This is a genomic window from Achromobacter sp. CF-sbj1-Ac2-l, assembly GCF_052698165.1.
On sequence record NZ_CP199855.1, the window covers coordinates 409671 to 430988 of the forward strand.

Below are 21318 nucleotides of genomic sequence, written 5' to 3' on the forward strand. Positions count from 1 at the left end.
GGACGCGACGCGCATCCAAAGAAAAACGGCTGCCCGAAGGCAGCCGTTTTCATGTCGCGCGCGCCGGATTACTTGGCGTCGGGCTTGACCGAGGTGGCCAGCGTGAACTGGTCGCGGCGGCCTTCATAGGAGATGCCCTTGCGGAAGGCCCAGATGCTGCTTTCGAAGTGCAGCGGGATCAGCGGCACGTTGTCCAGCGCGATCTGGGTGGCTTCCTGCAGCAGCTTCTCGCGCTTGGGCGCGTCGACGGTGACGATGGCCTGCTTGTAGACCTTGTCGAAGTCGGCGTTGGTGAAGCCGCCGTAGTTGCTGGTGCCCAGGCTGTTGGGCGAGTCGAGCGAGGCGACCCACAGTTGGAACAGCGCCGAGGCTTCGCCCGTTTCCGCCGGCCAGCCGCCCATCGAGAAGCTGAACTCGCGCTTGGCGCGCTTGGGGAAGTAGATCGAGGCGGTCATGGCGTCGACGTTGGTCTTGATGCCGACGCGGGCCAGGTACTGGGCCACGGCCTGCGCCACCTGGCCGTCATTGACGTAGCGGTCGTTGGTCGACGACAGCGTCAGCTCGAAGCCGTTGGGGTAGCCGGCTTCGGCCAGCAGCTTCTTGGCGCCTTCCGGGTCGTACTTGATTTCCGGGGCCTTGGGCAGCGCGCCGAACATGCCGTCGGGCATGTACTGGTAGGCCGGGGTGGCCATGCCGTCCATGATGCGGGCGGTGATGGTCTTGCGGTCGATGGCCATCGAAATCGCCTTGCGCACGCGCAGGTCCTGCAGCGGGTTCTTGCCGTCGGCGCTCTTGACGAACGGGCTCGGGTTGCGCGCCACGTCGGGCTGGAAGAACACCAGGCGGGTCGAGGGCGTGGCCACGAAACCGAACTTGGGGTTGTCCTTCAGGCGCTGCAGGTCGCGCGCGGCGGGGTTCTCGATCATGTCGAAGTCGCCCGACAGCAGGCCGGTCAGGCGCGGGCCGGCGGCCGGCACCGGCACGAACTTCACTTCCTTCCAGTAGGGCTTCGGACCCCAGTAGTTCTCGTTGCGCACCAGTTCGATGCCGGTGCCCTTGACGTACGACTTCAGGGTGTACGGGCCGGTGCCGATGGCGTCCTTGCCGTTATTGAAGTCGGCCACCGTCGGCCAGGCGCCGGTCACGCCGCAACCCTTCTTCGGGTCGAACGTCAGCTTGCCGTGCTCGACGATGCCGTTCCAGATGATCGGCAGCGAGCGCGCCATTTCGGCGGGCATCAGCGGGAAGGGGGCGCCGGTCTTGATGATGACGGTGTGGGCGTCCGGCGTCTGCACGTCGGTGATCAGCTTGGTCGTGTCCATGTAGGACTGCGACACGTTGGTCTCGTTGTTCAGTGTGCGGCAGATCGTGAACAGCACGTCTTCGGACGTGAACGGCTTGCCGTTGGAGAACTTGACGTCGTCGCGCAGCTTGAATTCCCAGGTCAGGTCGTCCAGGTTCTTCCAGGACGTGGCCAGCGCGGGCACCAGCTTCATGTCGGCACTGCGGCCCACCAGCGAACTGTAGACGTGCGCGGAGAACGCGTCGTTCTGCGTCATCTTGTGGTAGTGGGGGTCGGCCGAGGTGGGTTCGGCGGACAGGCCGATCTTCAGCGTCTGGGCCTGGGCAGCGGCCAAGGGAATGGCGGCGGCCACGAGGGCCAGGGTGGTGCGCAACTTCATGGTGACAACTCCGGATGGGAAACGAACCGGATCGTGCTGGCGGGGGGAAACAGCGGGCGGGGCCACCGGGGGAACGCAACGTCGGCCGGGGGGGCTTGCGGTGTTTTTGGCGCCAGGCACGACGGCAAGGGGCCGATTATCGGTAGGGGCTTCGCGCGCTGTCAATGCGCGCCGGGCCGGCGTCAGGGTAAACGCCGAGAGGGGGAATAGCGGCCGAAGCCGCGCGAAAAATGCCGATCGCCCCAGTTCGAGGCGGTCCCGCTTCGGGACGGCTTCGCACTGGGGCGATCGGGAATGGCATCGTGGAGGGCGTCGCGGGGGCCCCGCAAGGGGGGCCGGCGCGGCGCGATGGCGCCCGGTAATGAAGACCCGGGCGCCGGGTCCGATGCAACGGGCGCCGCATCGGCGGCGGGCGTCGCACCGGCAGCGCGCCAGGCTGAATCGCGGGAGATCGGTCGCGACTCAGGCCGGCACGGCTGGTCTTACCACTGCGAACCGGAGAAGCGCGAGCTGGCGGCGCGGGCCTTGTTCATCGACTCGTTGACTTCGTCGATGAAGGCGAACACGCCAGCGACAGCGGCGGCGATCGCCTTGCCAGCCTTCTTCAGGTTGGTCAGCGGGTGGGAATTCGGTTGGTTCTCGAGGGCGCCGCGGAGCAGGTCGCGCTCCAGCGCGTCGGTCAGGCGGGCAGTGTGGTTCAGGGTCAGTTCGCTCATGGTTTTCTCCAGTCCGTTTCGTCTTGGGGTAAACCATTATAGGGATAACCCTAAATCAAAAGCAACGCGTTTTTAGGGGAAAACCCTAGTATGTTGTAAAAATGTTTTTTCCCCCAGGGACTTAGCCTGTCGGTCCACCGTTGCGCAGGCCTCGGGCGGCATCCGCCAGCTCGCCCGCGGTCAGCCCGATCGGCCCGATGCCCCGGGCCACCAGGGCGTCGGCGGCCGCGCCATGCAGCCAGACCGCGCCGGCCACGGCCTGCTCGAGGGGCAGGCGCTGGGCCAATAACGAGCCCAGCATGCCGGCCAATACGTCCCCGGTTCCGGCCGTGGCCAGCCCCGGGTTGCCGCTGGTGTTGCGGCGCCAGGTGCCGTCGGGGGCGCAGACCAGCGTGGCGGCCCCCTTCAGGACCACCCAGGCGCCGAAGCGCCGCGCCAGCGCCTGGGCGGCGGCCGGGCGGTCGGCCTGGATGTGGGAGGTGTCCAGGCCGAGCAGTCGGCCCGCCTCGGCCGGATGCGGGGTCAGCACCACCGGTCCGTCGCCCCAGTTGGGCCGGATGCCGCCGTTGGCCAGCAGGTTCAGGCCGTCGGCATCCAGCACCAGCGGCGCGCCATGGCGCAGAACGAACAGCTCGGACAGGGCGTTGGCCGCGCTCGGGCCGGCGCCGATGCCGCACCCGGCGACCCAGGCGGTCACGCCCCAGTCCGTGTCGAGCAGCGAGCGCGCGTCGCGCAGCATCAGTTCCGGTTGCAGCGGGTCGCAGGGCAGCGGCGCCGCGTCCTGGGCGAAGCCCACCAGCACCTTGCCGGCGCCGGTCTTGAGCGCGGCGCGCGCGGCCAGCAGCGCCGCGCCTTCCATGCCGCGCCCGCCGCCCACGACGCCAACGGTGCCGAAACTGCCTTTGTGCGTGTCTGGGCCGCGCGCGGCGAACAGGGCGGGCAGATCGTCGCGGCGGATCTCGCCGACAAAGAAGGAATCGGGGGTGTTCATGGGCTGAGGCTCCGGGATCGTCGGCGCAGGGGCTATCCACTATAGTGCCCCAAAACGCGCGGCCTTCCGCCCGCGCCACCGGAGACGACGATGACCGATATCACGCTGGAACACTATTCCGCCTACGAGTCCCTCAAGCTGCGCCGCCATCCCAATGGCGTGCTGGAGCTGATCATGGGGTCCAAGGACGGCAAGCCGGGCAAGCTGTCCACCGCCGACGACCGCATGCACCGCGAGCTGGCCGACATCTGGCGCGATATCGACACCGACCCCGATACCCGCGTGGTGGTGATCCGCGGCGAGGGCAAGGGTTTCTCGGGCGGCGGCGACCTGGACCTGGTGCAGCAGATGGCGGACGACTTCGACGTGCGCACCCGCGTCTGGCGCGAGGCGCGCGACCTGGTCTACAACATCATCAATTGCAGCAAGCCGATCGTCTCGGCGATGCACGGCGCCGCCGTGGGCGCGGGGCTGGTGGCCGGCCTGCTGGCCGACATCTCGATCGCCGCGCGCGACGCCCGCATCATCGACGGCCACACCCGCCTGGGCGTCACCGCCGGCGACCATGCCGCCATCGTCTGGCCGCTGCTGTGCGGCATGGCGCGCGCCAAGTACTACCTGATGCTGTGCGAAACCGTGAGCGGCGAAGAGGCCGAGCGCATCGGTTTGGTGTCGCTGTGCGTGGACGAGGCCGAGTTGATCGGCCGCGCCTTCGAGGTCGCCAACCGCCTGGCGGCCGGCTCGCAGACCGCGATCCGCTGGACCAAGTATTCGCTGAACAACTGGCTGCGCATGGCCGGCCCGACCTTCGATACGTCGCTGGCGCTGGAATTCATGGGGTTCGGCGGCCCGGACGTGCGCGAAGGCGTGCAGTCGCTGCGCGAGCGGCGGGCGCCGAACTTCCGGCCTGACTCGCCGTTCTGACAAGGGCGGTTGCCGGCCGCGTCCGGCCCCGCGCCGGGCGGGATCTGGCCAAGCGAGCCGGCCCAGGCGTCGCATACGGCGGCGCGGGCGCGCAAGGCGCCCGGCCGTGCCGGATTCACTTCTTGAAGAACGCCGCGAAGGCGGCCTGGGCCTCTTCCGTCTGCAGGCGGGCGCGGAACTGCTGCGCCTCGTAATCGAGGGTGTCCTGGATCGCCTGCCGGTCCGGGCGCTTGAGCATGGCCTTCGTCAGCCGCAGCGCGGTCGGCGGTTGTTTCGCCAGGCTGGCGGCGGTGGCCTGCGCGGCCGCCAGGGTGCCGCCCTTGGCGGTGACCGCGGTGGCCAGGCCGGCCTCGCACGCTTCCCGCGCCGAGAACGCCTTGCCCTGCAACAGCCATTCGGCGGCCCGGCGGGCGCCGGCCAGGCGCGGCATCAGCAGGCTGGACGCGCCCTCCGGGCACAGGCCCAGCGCCACGAACGGCATGCGCAGGGTGGCGCCCTCGCCGATGTAGACGAAGTCGCAATGCTGCAGCAGCGTCACGCCGATGCCGATGGCGTAGCCCTCCACGGCGGCGATGACCGGCACGTCGGCCTGCGTCAAAGCGCGCAGGAAGGTCAGCCCGGCGCTGTCGCCGGCGCCGCGCTCGGCCTGGAAGTCACGCAGGTCGTTGCCGGCCGTGAAGTGTTCGCCGGCCCCGGCCAGGATCACCGCCGACACGCCGGTGTCGGCGCTGGCCAGCGCGAGCTGTTCGGTCAGTGCGGCGTAGGTGGCCGTGTCGAGCGCATTGCGGCGGTCCTGGCGGTCGATCACCAGCGTCAGCACCGCGCCGTCGCGCGTGACCCGCAGCCCGGCGCTCATGCGAAGGTCCTGGCGGCCAGTTGCGTCTTGGCCTCGGCGTACTCGCGGCGTAGTGTCTCGACGATCTGGCGGGTCGGTTGCACGCTGCCGATGTTGCCCACGCCCTGGCCCGCGCCCCAGATGTCCTTCCACGGCTTGACGCGGCTGGAGCCGAAATTGGAGGCGCCGCTGTCCGGCTGCGGCAGGTTGGCCGGATCGAGGCCGGCGGCGCTGATGCTGGCCTTCAGGTAGTTGCCGGGGATGCCGGTGAAGAACGGGGTGTAGAGGATGTCGGCCGCGCTGGCCTCGACGATGGCGGACTTGTAGCCCTCGCTGGCGTTGGCTTCCTCGCTGGCGATGAAGCGCGTGCCCATGTAGGCGAAGTCCACGCCCATGGCGAGCGCGGCCAGCACCTGGGCGCCGGAGGTGATGGCGCCCGACAGGATCAGCGGGCCGTCATAGAAGCGGCGCACTTCGGACACCAGCGCGAACGGGCTGAGCGTGCCGGCATGGCCGCCCGCGCCCGCGCACACCAGGATCAGCCCGTCTACGCCCGCTTCCAGCGCCTTTTCGGCGTGGCGGATGGTGGTGACGTCGTGGAACACCTTGCCACCCCAGTCGTGGATGCCTTTGACCAGGTCGCCGGGCGCGCGCAGGCTGGTGATGATCAGCGGCACGCGGTGGCTGGCGCACACCGCCAGGTCCTGTTCGAGCCGGTCGTTGGACTGGTGGATGATCTGGTTGACGGCGTAGGGCGCGACCGCGGCGCCCGGATTGGCCTCGCGGTACGAGGCCAGGCCGGCCTGGATCTCGTCCAGCCAGTCGGTCAGCAGGCTCTGCGGACGCGCGTTCAGCGCCGGAAACGAACCGACGATGCCGCTCGTGCATTGCGCGACGACCAGCTTCGGGTTGGACACGATGAACATGGGGGCGCTGATGACCGGCAAGGACATCTGGCCATACAGATCTGTCACGAGGGAGTGGGGCATAACGGCGTCACGTGTGGTTTCGGGTTGAGCGCCCAAGCCGCGCTTGCGTGGCGGAAAGGGATGTGTCTACAATTACCTACCGACCGTCCGGTAATTAATTAATCTTTATTTAACGGCAAGCGCCGAACCGCTGTCAATGGAACGGAACCGCCCGCGGTCCGGCATTGCCTGCCTCGACGCCGCCTCACCAGGTTCCCTCATGGCGACTTCCGCAGCCCCCGCCACCAAACGCGCCCGCGCCGGCCGCCCGCCAACGCTGGCGGCGCCGCGCGAACGCATCCTGGCCGAAGCCGCCAAGCTGTTCGCGCGCAGCGGCTACGACGGCAGTTCGGTGTCGGACCTGGCCGCCGCCATTGGCGTGTCCAAGGCCGCCATCTATCACTACTTCACCACCAAGCAGGACATCTACGACGCCATCATCCTGGCGGTGCTCAATGGCCTGAACCAGAGCGTCGGCCAGGACGTGGCGCGCGCCGAGGGCGGCGCCGCCCGCCTGCGCGCCTTCATGGTCGGCCACGCCCGCTACTTCGAGCAGCACCACGCCGAGTTCGTCACCATGCTGATCGGCTATTCCGGCATGGCGCTGCCCGAGCGCGAGGACGCCGCCCGGCTGCGCGACGGCTACGAGAAGCGCCTGCGCGACCTGATCGCGCAGGGCGTGGCCGAAGGCGCGTTCCGGCCGCTGGACGTGCCCGCCACCGGCCGCGCCGTGCTGTCGATGCTGAACTGGATGGTGCGCTGGTACAAGCCAGGCCAGGGCGACAGCGCCGAGACCATCGCCGCCGGCTATTTCGATTTACTGGTTGGCGGCATGCGCCCCTGAGCGCCGGCCGCCCCGCACTCCCGAGAGACTCAGATCATGGCCCTGGATACCGAAACCCTGACCCTGTTGCTGGACGCCGTGCGCCGCTTCGTGCACGAACGCCTGATTCCCGCCGAGGATGAACTGGCCGCCAGCGGCCAGGTGCCGCCGGACATCGTCGCCGAAATGCGCGAGCTGGGCCTGTTCGGCCTGTCGATCTCGCCCGACCACGGCGGCCTGGGCCTGACGATGGAAGAAGAAGTGAAGGTGGTGTTCGAACTGGGCCAGACCTCGCCCGCGTTCCGTTCGCTGGCCGGCACCAACATCGGCATCGGCTCGCAGGCCATCGTGCTGGCCGGCACCGACGAACAGCGCGCCCGTTACCTGCCGCGCCTGGCCAGCGGCGAACTGATCGGCTCGTTCGCGCTGACCGAACCCGACGCCGGCTCCGACGCCATGGCGCTGCGGCTGTCGGCCGAACGCGACGGCGACCACTACGTGCTCAACGGCACCAAGCGCTACATCACCAACGCGCCCATCGCCGGCCTGTTCTCGGTGATGGCGCGCACCGCGCCCGAACGCCGCGCCAATTCCATTTCGTGCTTCCTGGTCGAAGCCGGCACGCCCGGCCTCATCATCGGCAAGCCCGACAAGAAAATGGGCCAGGCCGGCGCGCTCACCAGCGACGTGGTGTTCGACAACTGCCGCGTCCCCGCCTCGGCCCTGCTGGGTGGCGAGGAAGGCAATGGTTTCCGCACCTCGATGCGCGTGCTCGACAAGGGCCGCCTGCACATCTCGGCCCTGTGCGTCGGCATCGCCGACCGCCTGCTGCGCGACGCTGTCAAATACGCCACCGAACGCAAGCAGTTCGGCCAGCCCATCGCCGAGTTCCAGTTGATCCAGGCCATGATCGCCGACAGCCAGGCCGAACTCTACGCCGCCCGCTGCATGGTCCTGGACGCCGCCCGCCTGCGCGATCGCGGCGAGAACACCACCATGCAGGCCGCCTGCTGCAAACTCTACGCCACCGAAATGGTCGGCCGCGTCGCCGACCGCGCCGTCCAGATCCATGGCGGCGCCGGCTACATGTCCGAATACGCCGTGGAACGCTTCTACCGCGACGTGCGCCTCTTCCGCATCTTCGAAGGCACCTCGCAAATCCAGCAACTGGTCATCGCCCGCGAGGTCATCAAGGCCAACAGTTAAGCAGGGAGAAGGCGTGGCGTGCATCCACCGGCCACGCCCGATGGTCGTCACCAGAATGCCAAGCACACCGTCCGTCCCAGCGCCCGTCATGAGCCCTAAATGCAGCCCTTTGCGGTGTGGCGTGGGGAATGGGGGGCGTGTAGATGCGCCCGACGGAATCCGAAGGAGTCGCCGCAGGCGAGGACGAGGATGAGTAAGGGGCAGTCCGGAGCGAACGCTCCGGACCGCAATCGTAGCCCCCCATTCCCCACGCCACACCGCAAAGGGCGTCTAAAGAACCCACCCGCGTCCCCCCAAAACGACCACCCCAACACACCCAAGCCCCCACCGGCTAATATCCCCACTGACCTAATACTCTTTGGCGAAAAGATAAAAGATGTCGCAACGTCCCGCTCCCCTGACAGGCATCCGCGTCCTGGACCTGACCCGCGTTCTCGCCGGCCCCTGGTGCACCCAGAACCTGGCCGACCTCGGCGCCGAAGTCATCAAGATCGAGCGCCCCGGCGCCGGTGACGACACCCGCGCCTGGGGCCCCCCGTACCTGAAGGACGCGGCCGGCAACGACACCACCGAAGCCGCCTACTACCTCTCGGCCAACCGCAACAAGTTCTCCGTCGCCCTCGACATCGCCTCGCCGCGCGGCGCCGAACTGGTGCGCGAACTGGCCCAGCAGAGCGACATCCTGGTCGAGAACTTCAAGGTCGGCGGCCTGGCCAAGTACGGCCTGGACTACGCCAGCCTCAAGGAAGTGAACCCGCGCCTGATCTACTGCTCGATCACCGGCTTCGGCCAGACCGGTCCGTACGCCAGCCGCCCGGGTTATGACTTCATGATCCAGGGCATGGGCGGCCTGATGAGCATCACCGGCGAGCGCGACGACCTGCCCGGCGGCGGCCCGCAGAAAGCGGGCGTGGCCGTGGCCGACCTGATGACCGGCATGTACTCCACCGTCGGCATCCTGGCCGCGCTGCACGAGCGCTCGGTCAGCGGCCTGGGGCAGCACATCGACATGGCGCTGCTGGACTGCCAGGTCGCCATGCTGGCGAACCAGAACCTGAACTTCATGACCTCCGGCAACGCGCCGCGCCGGGCCGGCAACGCGCACCAGAACCTGGTGCCGTACCAGGTATTCGCCGCCAGCGACGGCCACCTGATCGTCGCGGTCGGCAACGACAGCCAGTTCCGCAACTACTGCGGCGCCATCGGCCTGCCCGAGCTGTCGGCCGATCCGCGTTTTTCCACCAACCCGCAGCGCGTCAAGAACCGCGAGGCGCTGGTGCCGCTGCTGGCCGAACGCATGGCCACCGGCGCGCGCGATCACTGGCTCGCCTCGCTCGAGGCCGTGGGCGTGCCGGCCGGCCCGATCAATACGCTCGACCAGGTCTACGAAGACCCGCAGGTGCTGGCGCGCGGCATGAAGCGCGAATTGCCGCATCCGACCGCGGGCACCGTGCCCATGGCCGCCAGTCCGCTGAAGTTCTCGGGCAGCCCGGTCGAATACCGCCGCGCGCCGCCCATGCTGGGCGAACACACCGCGCAGGTGCTGGCCGAAAAGCTCGGGCTGTCGGCCGCGGAAATCCAGGCGCTGGCGCAAAGCCCGTCCTGATCCGCCCGCGCCATCCCGTCGCCGCGCTGGGCGCGGCGCACACACCATTCCAATGACAGGCAGGAGAAGTTGATGACGGAGATTCAAACCATCGGCGTCGTGGGCGCCGGGGCCATGGGGCGGGGCATCGCCCAGATCGCGGCACAGGCCGGCCTGCGCGTGCGCCTGTACGACACCAGCGCCGATGCCGTGGCCGCCGCGCGCGAGTCGCTGCGCCAGACCTGGGACAAGCTGGCCGAGAAGGGCAAGCTGACCGCCGCCGACGCGCAGGCCGCGCTGGCGCGCGTCGAGTCCGCCACGGCGCTGACCGACATGTCGCAATGCCAGTTGGTGGTCGAAGCCATTGTCGAGCGCCTGGACGTCAAGCGCGACCTGTTCGCCGCCCTGGAGGGCGTGGTGGCCGACGACTGCATCCTGGCCTCGAACACCTCGTCGCTGTCGATCACCGCCATCGCCGCGGCCTGCAAGCTGCCGCAGCGCGTCGCGGGCTATCACTTCTTCAACCCGGTGGCGCTGATGAAGGTGGTCGAGGTCATCGACGGCCTGCGCAGCGCGCCCGAGACCGGCGACGCGCTGGCCGAACTGGCGCGCCGCATGGGCCACACGCCGGTGCGCGCCAAGGACATGCCCGGCTTCATCGTCAACCACGCCGGTCGCGGCATGAACACCGAAGGCCTGCGCGTGGCGCAGGAATCGGTGGCGAGCTTCGCGCAGGTGGATGCCATCATGCGCGAGCAGGCCGGCTTCCGCATGGGCCCGTTCGAGCTGCTGGACCTGACCGCGCTGGACGTCTCGCATCCGGTGATGGAATCCATCTACCGCCAGTTCTTCGACGAACCGCGCTTCCGTCCGTCGCCCATCACCACCGTGCGCCTGGCCGGCGGCCTGATCGGCCGCAAGGCCGGCGAGGGCTTCTACAAGTATGTGGATGGACAGAAGCAGGTGCCGGCCGAGCCGCCCGTGCCAGCGCTGCCGCAGGGCCTGAAGGTCTGGGTCAGTCCGCGCCATCCGGAAGGCTACGCACGCGCCACCGCGCTGCTGGAAAAGCTGGGCGCGCCGCTGGTGTCCGGCTCCACGCCGGCGGCCGATGCGCTCATCATCGTCACGCCGTTCGGTGAAGACGTATCCACCACGGTGTCGGCGCAAGGGCTGGATCCTGCGCGCTGCGTCGGCCTCGATACGCTGCACGCGTTCGACAAGGCCAAGCGCCGCACCCTGATGGTGTCGCCGGGAACCGACGCCAAATGGCGCGATGCCGCGCACGCGGTGCTGGCCGGCGACGGCGTGCCGGTGTCGGTGGTCGAGGATTCTCCGGGCTTCGTCGCGCAGCGCATCGTGGCCATGATCGTCAACATCGCCGCCGATATCGCGCAACAGCAGATCGCCACCCCCGAGGACATCGACCGCGCCGTGACGCTGGGGCTGGGTTATCCGGTGGGGCCGCTGGCCCTGGGCGACGCGCTGGGCGCGGAGCGCATCCTGGAGATCCTGAAGAACATCCAGCGCGTTACCGGCGATCCGCGCTATCGTCCCAGCCTGTGGCTGCAACGCCGCGTGCAGTTGGGCATGTCGCTGCTCAAGACCTCGGCCGCCGACTGACGGCGCGACCCGAAACAAAAAGCCCCTCGAATGCATCGAGGGGCTTTTTTTCGACTGGCGCGGCGTCGCGTCCGGGTTATGTGCGGCTTACTTGGCCGCGTCCACCATGTATTGCACGGCCGCGCGGATGTCGTCTTCCGAGGCGTTGGCCGCGCCGCCCTTGGGCGGCATCGGCGGCTTGCCCTGCATCGCGACCTTGACCATGGCGTCCATGCCGGTCTTGATGTACGGCTCCCAGGCGGCCTTGTCGCCGAACTTGGGAGCGTTGGCCACGCCGGTGGCGTGGCAGGCGAAACAGACGCTCTTGTAGAGCGTCTCGCCAGCGGGGTTGACCGCGGCGGCCTGTTGCGGCGCGGGCGCGGGAGCCGGCGCAGCGGCAGCGGGCGCGGCAGCAGCAGGAGCCGCGGCAGCCGGTGCGGCGGCGGGAGCGGCAGCCGCGGGCGCGGCCGGCGCGGCGTCGGCTTCCTTCTTGGCGCCTTCTTCAGCGGGGGCGGCCGGCTCCGGCAGCGAGCCGCCGGATTTGTTGGCCATGTACACCACGGCGCGCGCAACCTCGAAATCGGACAGAGTCGGGTTGCCGCCCTTGGCGGGCATGCCGCCCTTGCCATGCAGGGCGACGTTCATCATCGCGTCGAAGCCGGACTTGATGAAGGGGGCCCAAGCGGCGTTGTCACCGACCTTGGGCGCGCCCGCCACGCCGGCGGTATGACAGGCCGTACAGACGGCCTGGAAGACCTGTTCGCCAGTCTTGAAGACCTTGGGCGCGTTGGCGTCGACCAGTTCGAATCCCGCGACGGGGGCGATGCGTTTCGTGACGGCTTCCGTGGACAGGGTATCGGAGCCGGCGCCGACCTTGGCGCCCGAGGCGACCATGTTCACCAGTAGGATGATGATGGCGATAGGCACCACGAAGGCCAGTATGACCGTGACGATCAGTTGCTTCGGGGTCTTGATGGGGGAGGAGTGCTCTTCTATGTGTTCCTGCTCGTTGCTCATGACCAAATCCTGCTAACGGGTACCGGGGCGCCTGGCGGCGGCAACAGAAAATCAGTACTGCACAAAGGGCGGCAAAAAGCAGACCGCCTTGCAAGCAAACGCTGGATTATATAACGGTGTCAGGGACGCGCGTCCAACGGACGGACGGGGTTTTCACGCAGTTTGCCCGGCGAATCGATCCACTTCATGCAGATTGCGCAAAACTAGGTACAATACCGCCTCCTTGCGCTGCGCCCGTAGTTCAATGGATAGAATGAGAGTTTCCGAAGCTCTTGATACAGGTTCGATTCCTGTCGGGCGCGCCATCAGCAACGTTGCGGCGCTTTGCGCCCACGCCCATGCCGCATCGGCGGGCCGCCAGAAAATGCCAGCGCCATCATGCTGACTGGCCGGCGCCGATCTCCCCTCTTTCCTCGTATCCACACCATCGCCTGGCCGCGTCCCGCTTTCCTGCCATGCGGGTGTCTCGTTGCCCGGTCTTTCCCGATTGACGCGGCGCCAGCGCGTTCCTTATCCTGCCCGCACCACCGGTTCCGCCGCATTGTCCGCGGTCGCCTGCTTCATCCACACGAGGCGAAACGTCGCAAGCATGGATTCCAGAGCAGAGAGCATCCGCAGCGCGGCCTTGGATGCCGTGATCGAAGACATTTACGCAGCGGGACTGGGCGGGCACGGCTGGGACGTGCCGTTGCAGCGGATCCGGCAACTGGTGGACCGGCGTCTGGTGGTACTGATGGCGCTGGATTCCTCCTCGTTGCGGCCTTCGGTCAACGTCGCGGCCGGAGACGATGAGGCCTGGACGGCCACATTCCAGCAAGCCTATGACGCTGCATTCTTCAAGGACGACCCGGTCGTGCCGGTGGCGTCCACCTGGCAGGCCGGCCGCTGGTTCGAGGACACGCGGGCCTTTTCACAACGTGAGCGCCTGTCCCATCCTTATTACCAGGATTTCCTGCGGCCGCACGGCCTGGGCAGCCTGTCGGGGTTATTCCTGCACCGGGGCGCGTTCGATAGCGCCTATCTGAGCCTGAGCGGCGCCGCGGATTCGCGCGGCTTGTCCGACGGCCAGCGCGACGCCGTCAATATCCTCTATCCGCACGTCAGCCGGGCCCTGCGCTTGCAGGCGCGTGTCGGGGTTCTGGAAACCCGGCTCGCCATCGCCGAATCCATGCTCGACGGGATCGATACGCCGCTTTTCATCCTGGACGAACAACGTCGGCTGATCCGCGCGAATCGGGCAGCCGAGGCGCTGATGGCGAGCGAACCCGCGGTGCGTTTCGTTGACGGCCGCTTCGTGAGCGCGCATGGCGCCAGCGAGGCCGAGTGGCGAGCCGCCTGCGCGGCCGGCGGCATCCAGTTGCGCAAGCGCTCCGGTGCGCCGTTGCCGCTGGCGTTGACGCCGGTTCCCGAGCGGTCGCGCCTTGCACGGGCGGCGCAAGGCCGCCTGACGCTGATGAGCGGCGTGGCCTTGGCCGCGCCAAAGGCCAAGACGGAGCGCCTGCGCTTGTTCCATGGATTGACCCGGGCCGAGGCCGAACTGGCGATGCTGCTTTGCTGCGATGGCTTGTCGCCGCGGGAGTGTGCCGAGGTGCGCGGCGTATCGCTCGGAACCGTGCGATTCCAACTGAAAGCCATCTATGCCAAAACGGGAATCAGACGGGCCGCGCAGTTGAGCGCATTGGTGTTGCAGGCGTAGGGATGGCAGCCCCGCCGTATCCCCAATCCTGGAGATGCGGGGGCGGCCGGATTGGGAATATCGTCCCAATCCGCTTACTGCGCTTGGAGGGCTTTATGCGCGCGCTTTCCTTCCGTATTGTGGTTCGTCCGATTTTCTTCCTGTTCGGAATGCTGGCCGCGCACGCCGCCGTGGCCGCGTCCGCCTATTGCGAGGCAGGGATCCTGTTGTCACGCGTTGGCGAGGGCATCGGCGCCGACCAGTTCTATCGAACGGAGATATTCCAGGTTGAAAGGGCCGATGAGGCAACATGGAAAGCGCTCAGGGTCCAATGGATCGATTATCTCAAGGGGATAGGCAAGTACCGCGAGGATAACGGCGAACGCTACGGCAGCCCCCATTTCTATCACTGCGCCATCGCGGGCCTGGGCGAGGACAAGGACGACAATGCACTGCGCACGGAATATGAGTATCGCCTTGGCGTTATGAGGAAAAACGGTTTTCCGCCGCAGATCGTCCAGTGGGCGCCGAAGTCGCTGCGGGCAGCGTCCGGCAATCCGCCGCCGGCCTTCCCTGCAAAACCCGTCTGCGAGGCGGAGATACGGCAAATCTATGGACCGAATAATGCCGCGGGCGCTGCGAGCGCGATAACTCGGCACAACAAGCAATTGAATGGCGCGACGCTGGCCGAGGCGCAGGAGGCGCTGCGCAAGTATGAGGCGCTGCAGGCTGGCCGGCAGGGAGCGGAGGCGCCCATGGTGGGCTGTCTGAAAACGGCCTGGGCGCAGAAGGTGGCGCAGTTGAGCAGGTCGTCGGCGCGCCAGGCCGACCGCAGGACCCCAACGCAGGGCGCGGACGCAAGCGTGGCCAAGTCAGGTCAAGGCACCCAGGCGCTCGCATACGGTCCCAATCGCAGTGATTGCCTGAAGCGCGGGCAGACATCCGATGGTTACATCACCTACACCAATATCTGCAAGGTGCCCGTGGCGGTCGGCTATTGCAACGTCTATGCCGCCAATGGGCAGCGCGATGGCACGGTCTGCCAATCGCGCGGCAGCGAGTTCTCGCGCACGAAGCGCACATACATCACGCAAGGCCTGGGCCTTGAGCCGGGCGCCACGCATCGGCTGGCGTACCGCTACGCGACGCAGTCCACGTTCATCGTGGCCTGCATCGATGGGCAGCCGTTGATCGAATCGTTCGATTCGAGCCAGATCTCCGCGGGTAGCAAGGCGCAGACCGCCTGCTGGCGCTTTGCATCCCGCGGCAGGTAATTGCTGTCTTGCCGCAAGGATGTGAGGGGCGGGGACGCTCGACGCAGATAACGTCGCGTGTAGTCGTTGCACGACAGATCGGTACTGGCGTTGGTTTCCAACGCATCAAGGATAACGACGGCTACAAGGACGACGGCTACAAGGAATCGAAGGTTGGCATGTCCAACGGCCAGTCGCTCAACAACTCCAACGTCGTGGCCAAGGACTTCAAGTGCTTTGCGGTCGAGGGTCAGTCGTCCAGCGACGGCACCGTGCCGATCTGCGCCAGGATGCGCGGCGATTCCATGTCGCCGGTTTCCTTGTCGATCATGACCTCGTAGGCGGCGACGCCGGCGAACTTGCCGGCCATGGAGTTGGCGATGCGGATGGCGCCGAACTCGCTGCTGGCGGGGCGGATTTCCCCGGGGGCGACACCATTGGCGGCGGCGCGGTAAGGGACGACGATGTATTGGACGACGTGGGTCTGGGCGATTTGAGCGGCTTCGGACACAGGAGTCTCCTGGACGACGTTGTGCGGGCGAGCGAAATGTAGCATGTTGCACTGTGTTTTTGTACAGTGTTTTTCGTCGCTCCACAAATATTTTCGGGACGGGGCAGCCGCCCCAGGAAAACCCCTAGCGCGCAACGATTGCCCAAATGCCGGCTCGCCTCTAATATTTTCGAAAATCTTTTGATTTTTATAAAAAAGAGGCAAGGGATGGAAGCGAACAGGTACGACGCCTATCGGGAAGACACCGCCGGTCGCGCCAACGTGGCGGATTCACCGGAGCGCATCGCCTATTACCAGGATCTGGCCCGGCTCGAGACGGGGGCGCTCTGGACGGTGGCCAACAAGATCGAGCCCTGGGCGCCGCGTTCGGCGTCGGTGCCGGTGGTCTGGCGCTACCAGGACCTGCGCAGCCACGTGCTGCGCTCGGCCGAACTGGTGTCGCCCGAGGAAGCGGGCCGCCGCGTGATCTACCTGAACAACCCGGGCCGGCGCGACGTCGCCGCCGCGGTCGGCTGGCTGTATTCGGGCCTGCAGGTGATGCGGCCGGGCGAGCTGGCGTCGGCGCACAAGCATTCGCATTCGGCGCTGCGCTTCATCATGGAAGGCAAGGGCGCGTTCACGGTGGTGGACGGCCACAAGATGACGCTGGGCGCGAACGACTTCGTGCTCACGCCCAACGGCACCTGGCACGAGCACGGCGTGGCCGAGGACGGCACCACCTGCATCTGGCAGGACGGCCTGGACATTCCGCTGGTCAACGCGTTCGAGGCCGGCTTCTACGCGGTGCATCCCGACCTGAACCAGACCGTGACGCACCCGGTGGACGACACCAGCGCGCTGTGGGGCAGCGCGGCGCTGCGGCCGCAGACGACGGGCTGGACCAAGCCGTATTCGCCGCTGTTCAAGTACGAATGGGAACCCACCTACGAGGCGCTGCGCCGCCACGCGCGGGTGTCGGCGGGCAGTCCCTATGACGGCATCCTGATGGAGTACGTCAACCCGGCCACCGGCGGCCCGGTCATGCCGACCATCGGCGCCAGCATGCAGTTGCTGCGCCCGGGCGAGCACACCAAGGCCCACCGCCACACCGGCAGCTTTCTCTACCAGGTGGCCAAGGGCAGCGGCTTTTCGGTCATCGACGGCAAGCGCTACGACTGGACCGAGCGCGACATCTTCTGTGTGCCCTCGTGGGCCGTGCACGAGCACGCCAACCTGTCGTCCAGCGACGACGCCTGCCTGTTCTGCTTCAACGACCTGCCGGTGATGCGATCGCTGGCGCTCTACCGCGAGGAAGCGGTCAAGGACAACGACGGTCACCAGAAACTGATCTAGCGGCCGGCGCCAATCCCATCGAATTTTCATCCGCCGCCCGGCGCAGGCCGGGCGCCTGTCTCAACTCGTCTTGAATTTCCTGGAGTTCCTATGCGCTTGGTAACTTTTCGCGCCCATCCCACCGCCGCCGCCCGCCTGGGCGCGCTGGCCGAAGGCTATGTGATCGACCTGGCCCTGCTGGGGCAGGCCGGCGGCGTCGCGCTGCCGGACGACATGCTGGCCTTCATCGACCTGGGCCCGGTGGCCGTGGCGCAGGCCTCGAAGCTGATGGAGTCGTACCGCGGCGCCTGGCCCGTGGGCACCGCGCTGCCGCAGGAGAACGTCAAGCTGCTGGCGCCGATTCCGCGTCCGCGCAAGAACATCTTCGGCATCGGCCTGAACTACGTCGAGCACGTGGCCGAATCGAGCCGCACGCTCGATACCTCGGCCGACCTGCCCAAGCAGCCGGTGATCTTCTCCAAGCCGCCCACCACCGTGATCGGCCCGGGCGACGCCATCGAGCACAACGCCAAGATCACCCAGCAACTGGACTGGGAAGTCGAACTGGCGGTGATCATGGGCCGCCGCGCCACGCGCGTGGCCGAGGCCGACGCGCTGTCGTACGTGTTCGGCTATAGCGTGATGCTGGACATGAGCGCGCGCGACTGCCGCCGCGCCGGCCAGTGGATCTATTCCAAGGGCCAGGACACCTACGCGCCGTTCGGCCCCTGCATCGTCACGGCCGACGAGATTCCCGATCCGCAGGTGTTGGATCTGTGGCTGACGGTCAACGGCGAGAAGAAGCAGGGCTCGAACACGCGCCACATGCTGTTCAAGGTGCCCTTCCTGATCTCGGACATCAGCGCCGGCATCACGCTGGAGCCGGGCGACATCATTGCCACCGGCACGCCCGAGGGCGTGGGCGCGGGCCGCAAGCCGCAGGAGTGGCTGTGGCCGGGCGACGTGGTGGTGGCGTGCGTGGAAGGCATCGGCACGTTGCGGCATCCGGTGGTGGCGGTCTAGGCGAAATTCCAGCGCCCGCCACGAAACGGCGGGCGCGGCGGTCTCCAAGGGGAAAACAATGATCAAGCAAACCATGTTGGCGGCGGGCCTGGCCTGGACGCTGGGGGGCATCGCGCACGCCGCGGAGCCAGTCAAGATCGGCTTCATCGCCACGCTGTCGACGCCGGCCGGCTACATCGGCGAGGACGAGCGCGACGCCTTCAATCTGGCGATCAAGCAGGGCGGCGGCAAGCTGGGCGGCGTGCCGGTGCAGTTGGTGATCGAGGACGATGGCCTCAAGCCCGCCAACGCCAAGCAGGCGGCCGACCGCATGCTGCAGTCGGGCATCAAGCTGTTCACGGGCGTGAACTTTTCGAATGTGCTGGCGGCGGTGGCGCCGGGCGTGGTCAAGTCGGGCGCGTTCTACGTCAGCCTGAACCCCGGCCCGTCGAGCTTCGCCGGCGAGAAGTGCGACCCGAACTATTTCGTCGCCTCGTACCAGAACGATGCCTTCCACACGGCGGGCGGCGTGGCCGCCAATGAGCTGGGCTACAAGCGCGTGGCGCTGCTGGCGCCGAACTACCAGGCCGGACGCGATGCCATCGAGGGCTTCAAGCGCACCTACAAGGGTGAGGTGGTGGCCGAGATCTACACCAAGCTGGATCAGTCGGACTTCTCGGTCGAGCTGGCGCGGGTGCGGTCGCTGGCGCCCGACGCCGTCTACCAGTTCCATCCGGGCGGCACCGGCATCAACTTCGTCAAGCAATATGCCGCGGCCGGCCTGAACAAGACCGTGCCGATGCTGATGCCGAGCTTCTCGATGGATGCGCGCATGATCAAGGCCACCGGCGACGCGGCGCAGGGCGCCTACATCACCGGCATCTGGTCGCAGGACTTCGACAATCCGCAGTCCAAAGCCTTCGTGCAGGCGTTCAAGGAGGCCTATGGCCGCGTGCCCACCGATTACGCCATGCAGGCCTATGACACGGCGCAGTTGATCGGCGTTGGCCTGAAGGCCACCGGCGGCGACCTGTCGCGCCAGGCCGAGTTCCGCGCCGCGCTGCGCAAGCCCGAGTTCGCCTCGCTGCGCGGCAAGTTCAGCATGAACACCAACCAGCATCCGGTGCAGGACCTGTACCTGATGCGCATCGAGAAAGACGCCGACGGCGGCCTGTCGCCGCGCCTGGTGCGCAAGCTGGTGTCCGATGACAAGGACGCCTACGCCCAATTCTGCAAGATGCCGTCATGACACTGCTCTTCGAACAGTTGCTCAACGGGCTGCAGTTCGGCGCGATGCTGTTCCTGCTCGCCGCCGGGCTGACCCTGATCTTCGGGATCATGGGCGTGGTGAACCTGACCCACGGCTCGTTCTACATGGTGGGTGCGTACTGCGCGGCCTACGCCATCGGCACCACCGGCTCGTTCCTGGCGGGCGTGCTGGCGGCGCTGCTGGGGGCGGGGCTGTACGGCCTGTCGGTGGAGGTGCTGGTGATCCGCAAGCTGTACAAGCGCGACCACCTGTACCAGGTGCTGGCCACCTTCGGCCTGCTGCTGTTCTCGAACGAGGCGGTCAGCCTGATCTTCGGCCGGCGGCCGCCGCTGGTGGGCATCCCGTCGTTCCTGGAAGGCGCGGTGACGCTGGCGCCGGGGTTCCAGTATCCGCTGATCCGGCTGTCGTTCATCGCGGTCGGCGCGCTGGTGGCGGTGGGCTTGTGGTGGCTGGTAAACCGCACCCGCATCGGCATGCTGATCCGCGCCGGCGCCGACGACCGTGAAATGGTCGATGCGCTGGGCGTGGACATCAAGAAGCTCTACACCCTGGTGTTCGGCCTGGGCGCGCTGCTGTGCGGGCTGGCGGGCGTGATGGCGGCGCCGCTCCTGGCCGTCGAGATCGGCATGGGCGAACGCATCCTCATTACCACCTTCGTGGTCATCGTGATCGGCGGCGTGGGCTCGGTGCGCGGCGCGCTGGCGGGGGCGCTGCTGGTCGGCATGGTCGACAGCATGGGGCGGGCGTTCCTGCCGCAACTGCTGGGCGCGATGTTCTCGCCGGCCACGGCCGATCCGCTGGCGGCGGGCCTGGCCTCGGCCAGTATCTATGTGTTGATGGCGATCGTGCTGATCGCCAAGCCGGGCGGGCTGTTCCCGGCGCGAGGATGATGATGGCAAAGACACTTTCGAATCGCGCGCGCTGGGGGCTGGCTGGTCTGATCCTGCTACTGGCGCTGCCGGGCGCGGCGGCGGCCACCGACATGCCCTTCCTGATCGGCGTGGTGACGCGCTTCCTGATCTACGGCCTGGCCGCGGTCAGCCTGGACCTGGTGATCGGCTACGGCGCGATGGTCAGCTTCGGCCACGCGATGTTCTTCGGGCTGGGCGGCTATGCGGTGGGCATCATCGCCTTCCACACCACCGAAGCCGGCCCGTTGTTCGGCTGGGCCGGCAGCAACGCCGCGCTGGTGGTGTGGCCGATCGCGCTGGCGGTGTGCGCGCTGGCGGGCTGGCTGTTCGGCTACCTGGCGCTGCGCACGCGCGGCGTGCAGTTCATCATGATCACGCTGGCGTTCGGGCAGATGGTGTACTTCATCCTGGTGTCGCTGCAGTTCTACGGCGGTGACGACGGCCTGATGATCTCGCAGCGCAACGTGCTGCCCGGCCTGAACCTGGAGAACCCGCTGACGTTCTACTACGTCTGCCTGGCGCTGCTGACCCTCTGGACGCTGCTGTGCATCCGCGTCACCAACTCGCGCTTTGGCATGGTGCTGCAGGCGCTACGCCAGAGCGAGCGGCGCGCCATCAACCTGGGCGTGGCGCCCACGCCGTACCGCCTGAGCGCCTTCGTGCTGTCGGCGGTGGGCACCGGTCTGGCGGGGGTGCTGTGGGCCAACTATGCTGGGCTGGTGACGCCGGACATGGCGGCCTGGACCAAGTCGGGCGAGCTGATGGCCATCGTCATCCTCGGCGGCGTGGGCACGCTGCTGGGTCCGATCGCGGGCGCGGCGGTGTTCCTGGGACTGGAGCAGATGCTGTCGTCGCTGACCGAGCATTGGCTGCTGTACATGGGGCCGGTGCTGGTGCTGGTCGTGCTGTGGGGGCAGAAAGGGCTGTTCGGTCGCTTGCTGGAGACGCGCCATGCGGATTGAGCCCACCCCCGAGGCGCTTCGCGCTTCCCCCTCCAGGGGGCATGCCGACGGACCGGCGGAGCCGGATCCGTGGCATC

19 protein-coding genes and 1 tRNA gene are annotated in these 21318 nt (G+C 67.5%); 13 read left to right on the forward strand and 7 right to left on the reverse strand.

All coding sequences use genetic code 11. From position 1 onward, the window contains the following. Positions 1-68: 68 nt before the first annotated feature. The 3 genes from ACUDCK_RS01915 to ACUDCK_RS01925 all read right to left on the reverse strand — a co-directional run bounded on the left by ACUDCK_RS01915 (position 69) and on the right by ACUDCK_RS01925 (position 3389). Positions 69-1682, reverse strand: a complete 1614-nt coding sequence (locus ACUDCK_RS01915; RefSeq protein ID WP_054419285.1) for an ABC transporter substrate-binding protein — start codon at positions 1680-1682, stop codon at positions 69-71. 482 nt (positions 1683-2164) lie between these two features. Continuing rightward, the gene (locus ACUDCK_RS01920) at positions 2165-2398 is read right to left on the reverse strand and encodes a hypothetical protein (protein ID WP_049070864.1); all 234 of its coding nucleotides are present in this window, start codon (positions 2396-2398) and stop codon (positions 2165-2167) included. Between the two features lie 121 nt (positions 2399-2519). Further along, a complete protein-coding gene (locus tag ACUDCK_RS01925; RefSeq protein WP_175167217.1) occupies positions 2520-3389 on the reverse strand; it encodes an NAD(P)H-hydrate dehydratase in 870 nt (289 codons plus the stop codon). A 90-nt stretch (positions 3390-3479) separates the two neighbouring features. Here ACUDCK_RS01925 and ACUDCK_RS01930 point away from each other — a divergent pair, with 90 nt between their 5' ends. Beyond that, positions 3480-4313 carry an enoyl-CoA hydratase/isomerase family protein gene (locus ACUDCK_RS01930; protein ID WP_006392559.1) on the forward strand — a complete coding sequence of 278 codons (834 nt, stop codon included), beginning with the start codon at positions 3480-3482 and terminating at the stop codon, positions 4311-4313. Positions 4314-4428: 115 nt separating this feature from the next. Here ACUDCK_RS01930 and ACUDCK_RS01935 read toward each other — a convergent pair whose 3' ends face one another. Together ACUDCK_RS01935 and ACUDCK_RS01940 are read right to left on the reverse strand one after the other, a co-directional pair. Further along, positions 4429-5169 (reverse strand): enoyl-CoA hydratase-related protein, encoded by a 741-nt coding sequence (locus ACUDCK_RS01935; protein WP_175167216.1) that lies wholly within the window; start codon positions 5167-5169, stop codon positions 4429-4431. Further along, a complete protein-coding gene (locus ACUDCK_RS01940) occupies positions 5166-6137 on the reverse strand; it encodes an NAD(P)H-dependent flavin oxidoreductase (protein WP_054503596.1) in 972 nt (323 codons plus the stop codon). The genes ACUDCK_RS01935 and ACUDCK_RS01940 overlap by 4 nt, the downstream gene beginning before the upstream one ends. A gap of 199 nt (positions 6138-6336) precedes the next feature. Here ACUDCK_RS01940 and ACUDCK_RS01945 point away from each other — a divergent pair, with 199 nt between their 5' ends. The 4 genes from ACUDCK_RS01945 to ACUDCK_RS01960 all read left to right on the forward strand — a co-directional run bounded on the left by ACUDCK_RS01945 (position 6337) and on the right by ACUDCK_RS01960 (position 11350). Further along, entirely contained in the window at positions 6337-6960 is a 624-nt protein-coding gene (locus tag ACUDCK_RS01945) for a TetR/AcrR family transcriptional regulator (protein WP_020925435.1), read from the forward strand. A 36-nt stretch (positions 6961-6996) separates the two neighbouring features. Continuing rightward, positions 6997-8145 carry an acyl-CoA dehydrogenase family protein gene (locus ACUDCK_RS01950; protein ID WP_006386797.1) on the forward strand — a complete coding sequence of 383 codons (1149 nt, stop codon included), beginning with the start codon at positions 6997-6999 and terminating at the stop codon, positions 8143-8145. Positions 8146-8521: 376 nt separating this feature from the next. Continuing rightward, positions 8522-9751 carry a CaiB/BaiF CoA transferase family protein gene (locus ACUDCK_RS01955; protein ID WP_175167215.1) on the forward strand — a complete coding sequence of 410 codons (1230 nt, stop codon included), beginning with the start codon at positions 8522-8524 and terminating at the stop codon, positions 9749-9751. Between the two features lie 72 nt (positions 9752-9823). Then, positions 9824-11350: a 3-hydroxyacyl-CoA dehydrogenase gene (locus tag ACUDCK_RS01960; RefSeq protein ID WP_116792593.1), complete on the forward strand. Its 1527-nt coding sequence runs from the start codon at positions 9824-9826 to the stop codon at positions 11348-11350. Between the two features lie 87 nt (positions 11351-11437). On the opposite strand, the gene ACUDCK_RS01965 is transcribed toward ACUDCK_RS01960, so the two are convergent. Further along, positions 11438-12346, reverse strand: coding sequence for a c-type cytochrome (locus ACUDCK_RS01965; protein WP_175167214.1), 909 nt, complete (start codon positions 12344-12346; stop codon positions 11438-11440). Between the two features lie 230 nt (positions 12347-12576). On the opposite strand from ACUDCK_RS01965, the gene ACUDCK_RS01970 reads away from it, so the two are divergent. The 3 genes from ACUDCK_RS01970 (at position 12577) to ACUDCK_RS01980 (ending at position 15295) form a co-directional block, all read left to right on the forward strand. Then, positions 12577-12651, forward strand: a tRNA-Arg gene (locus tag ACUDCK_RS01970). 284 nt (positions 12652-12935) lie between these two features. Continuing rightward, positions 12936-14042, forward strand: a complete 1107-nt coding sequence (locus ACUDCK_RS01975) for a helix-turn-helix transcriptional regulator (RefSeq protein WP_175167213.1) — start codon at positions 12936-12938, stop codon at positions 14040-14042. Positions 14043-14137: 95 nt separating this feature from the next. Next, the gene (locus ACUDCK_RS01980; protein WP_175167212.1) at positions 14138-15295 is read left to right on the forward strand and encodes a hypothetical protein; all 1158 of its coding nucleotides are present in this window, start codon (positions 14138-14140) and stop codon (positions 15293-15295) included. A gap of 229 nt (positions 15296-15524) precedes the next feature. Here the strand turns inward: ACUDCK_RS01980 and ACUDCK_RS01985 are convergent, their stop codons facing one another. After that, on the reverse strand, positions 15525-15785 hold the full coding sequence (locus ACUDCK_RS01985) for a hypothetical protein (RefSeq protein WP_049070880.1): 261 nt from the start codon (positions 15783-15785) through the stop codon (positions 15525-15527). Between the two features lie 207 nt (positions 15786-15992). Here ACUDCK_RS01985 and ACUDCK_RS01990 point away from each other — a divergent pair, with 207 nt between their 5' ends. From ACUDCK_RS01990 to ACUDCK_RS02010, 5 genes are all read left to right on the forward strand, one after another. Continuing rightward, positions 15993-17117, forward strand: a complete 1125-nt coding sequence (locus ACUDCK_RS01990) for a cupin domain-containing protein (protein ID WP_175167211.1) — start codon at positions 15993-15995, stop codon at positions 17115-17117. 90 nt (positions 17118-17207) lie between these two features. Further along, positions 17208-18119, forward strand: a complete 912-nt coding sequence (locus ACUDCK_RS01995; protein WP_020925409.1) for a fumarylacetoacetate hydrolase family protein — start codon at positions 17208-17210, stop codon at positions 18117-18119. A gap of 58 nt (positions 18120-18177) precedes the next feature. Beyond that, the gene (locus ACUDCK_RS02000) at positions 18178-19347 is read left to right on the forward strand and encodes an ABC transporter substrate-binding protein (RefSeq protein ID WP_059269127.1); all 1170 of its coding nucleotides are present in this window, start codon (positions 18178-18180) and stop codon (positions 19345-19347) included. After that, on the forward strand, positions 19344-20258 hold the full coding sequence (locus ACUDCK_RS02005; protein WP_064524957.1) for a branched-chain amino acid ABC transporter permease: 915 nt from the start codon (positions 19344-19346) through the stop codon (positions 20256-20258). The genes ACUDCK_RS02000 and ACUDCK_RS02005 overlap by 4 nt, the downstream gene beginning before the upstream one ends. Continuing rightward, positions 20255-21241 (forward strand): branched-chain amino acid ABC transporter permease, encoded by a 987-nt coding sequence (locus ACUDCK_RS02010; RefSeq protein ID WP_175167210.1) that lies wholly within the window; start codon positions 20255-20257, stop codon positions 21239-21241. Before ACUDCK_RS02005 ends, ACUDCK_RS02010 begins: the two co-directional genes overlap by 4 nt. The last annotated feature ends 77 nt before the right edge of the window (positions 21242-21318 follow it).

Excerpts from the sequence above, each read along its gene's own strand:
- ACUDCK_RS01925 (WP_175167217.1), bottom strand. The coding sequence starts at position 3,389 with ATGAACACCCCCGATTCCTTCTTTGTCGGCGAGATCCGCCGCGACGAT.
- ACUDCK_RS01995 (WP_020925409.1), top strand. The coding sequence starts at position 17,208 with ATGCGCTTGGTAACTTTTCGCGCCCATCCCACCGCCGCCGCCCGCCTG.
- ACUDCK_RS01950 (WP_006386797.1), top strand. The coding sequence starts at position 6,997 with ATGGCCCTGGATACCGAAACCCTGACCCTGTTGCTGGACGCCGTGCGC.
- ACUDCK_RS01965 (WP_175167214.1), bottom strand. The coding sequence starts at position 12,346 with ATGAGCAACGAGCAGGAACACATAGAAGAGCACTCCTCCCCCATCAAG.
- ACUDCK_RS01975 (WP_175167213.1), top strand. The coding sequence starts at position 12,936 with ATGGATTCCAGAGCAGAGAGCATCCGCAGCGCGGCCTTGGATGCCGTG.
- ACUDCK_RS01990 (WP_175167211.1), top strand. The coding sequence starts at position 15,993 with ATGGAAGCGAACAGGTACGACGCCTATCGGGAAGACACCGCCGGTCGC.
- ACUDCK_RS01940 (WP_054503596.1), bottom strand. The coding sequence starts at position 6,137 with ATGCCCCACTCCCTCGTGACAGATCTGTATGGCCAGATGTCCTTGCCG.
- ACUDCK_RS02000 (WP_059269127.1), top strand. The coding sequence starts at position 18,178 with ATGATCAAGCAAACCATGTTGGCGGCGGGCCTGGCCTGGACGCTGGGG.
- ACUDCK_RS01935 (WP_175167216.1), bottom strand. The coding sequence starts at position 5,169 with ATGAGCGCCGGGCTGCGGGTCACGCGCGACGGCGCGGTGCTGACGCTG.
- ACUDCK_RS01980 (WP_175167212.1), top strand. The coding sequence starts at position 14,138 with ATGCGCGCGCTTTCCTTCCGTATTGTGGTTCGTCCGATTTTCTTCCTG.
- ACUDCK_RS01955 (WP_175167215.1), top strand. The coding sequence starts at position 8,522 with ATGTCGCAACGTCCCGCTCCCCTGACAGGCATCCGCGTCCTGGACCTG.
- ACUDCK_RS01930 (WP_006392559.1), top strand. The coding sequence starts at position 3,480 with ATGACCGATATCACGCTGGAACACTATTCCGCCTACGAGTCCCTCAAG.
- ACUDCK_RS01945 (WP_020925435.1), top strand. The coding sequence starts at position 6,337 with ATGGCGACTTCCGCAGCCCCCGCCACCAAACGCGCCCGCGCCGGCCGC.
- ACUDCK_RS02005 (WP_064524957.1), top strand. The coding sequence starts at position 19,344 with ATGACACTGCTCTTCGAACAGTTGCTCAACGGGCTGCAGTTCGGCGCG.
- ACUDCK_RS01960 (WP_116792593.1), top strand. The coding sequence starts at position 9,824 with ATGACGGAGATTCAAACCATCGGCGTCGTGGGCGCCGGGGCCATGGGG.
- ACUDCK_RS01920 (WP_049070864.1), bottom strand. The coding sequence starts at position 2,398 with ATGAGCGAACTGACCCTGAACCACACTGCCCGCCTGACCGACGCGCTG.
- ACUDCK_RS01915 (WP_054419285.1), bottom strand. The coding sequence starts at position 1,682 with ATGAAGTTGCGCACCACCCTGGCCCTCGTGGCCGCCGCCATTCCCTTG.
- ACUDCK_RS02010 (WP_175167210.1), top strand. The coding sequence starts at position 20,255 with ATGATGATGGCAAAGACACTTTCGAATCGCGCGCGCTGGGGGCTGGCT.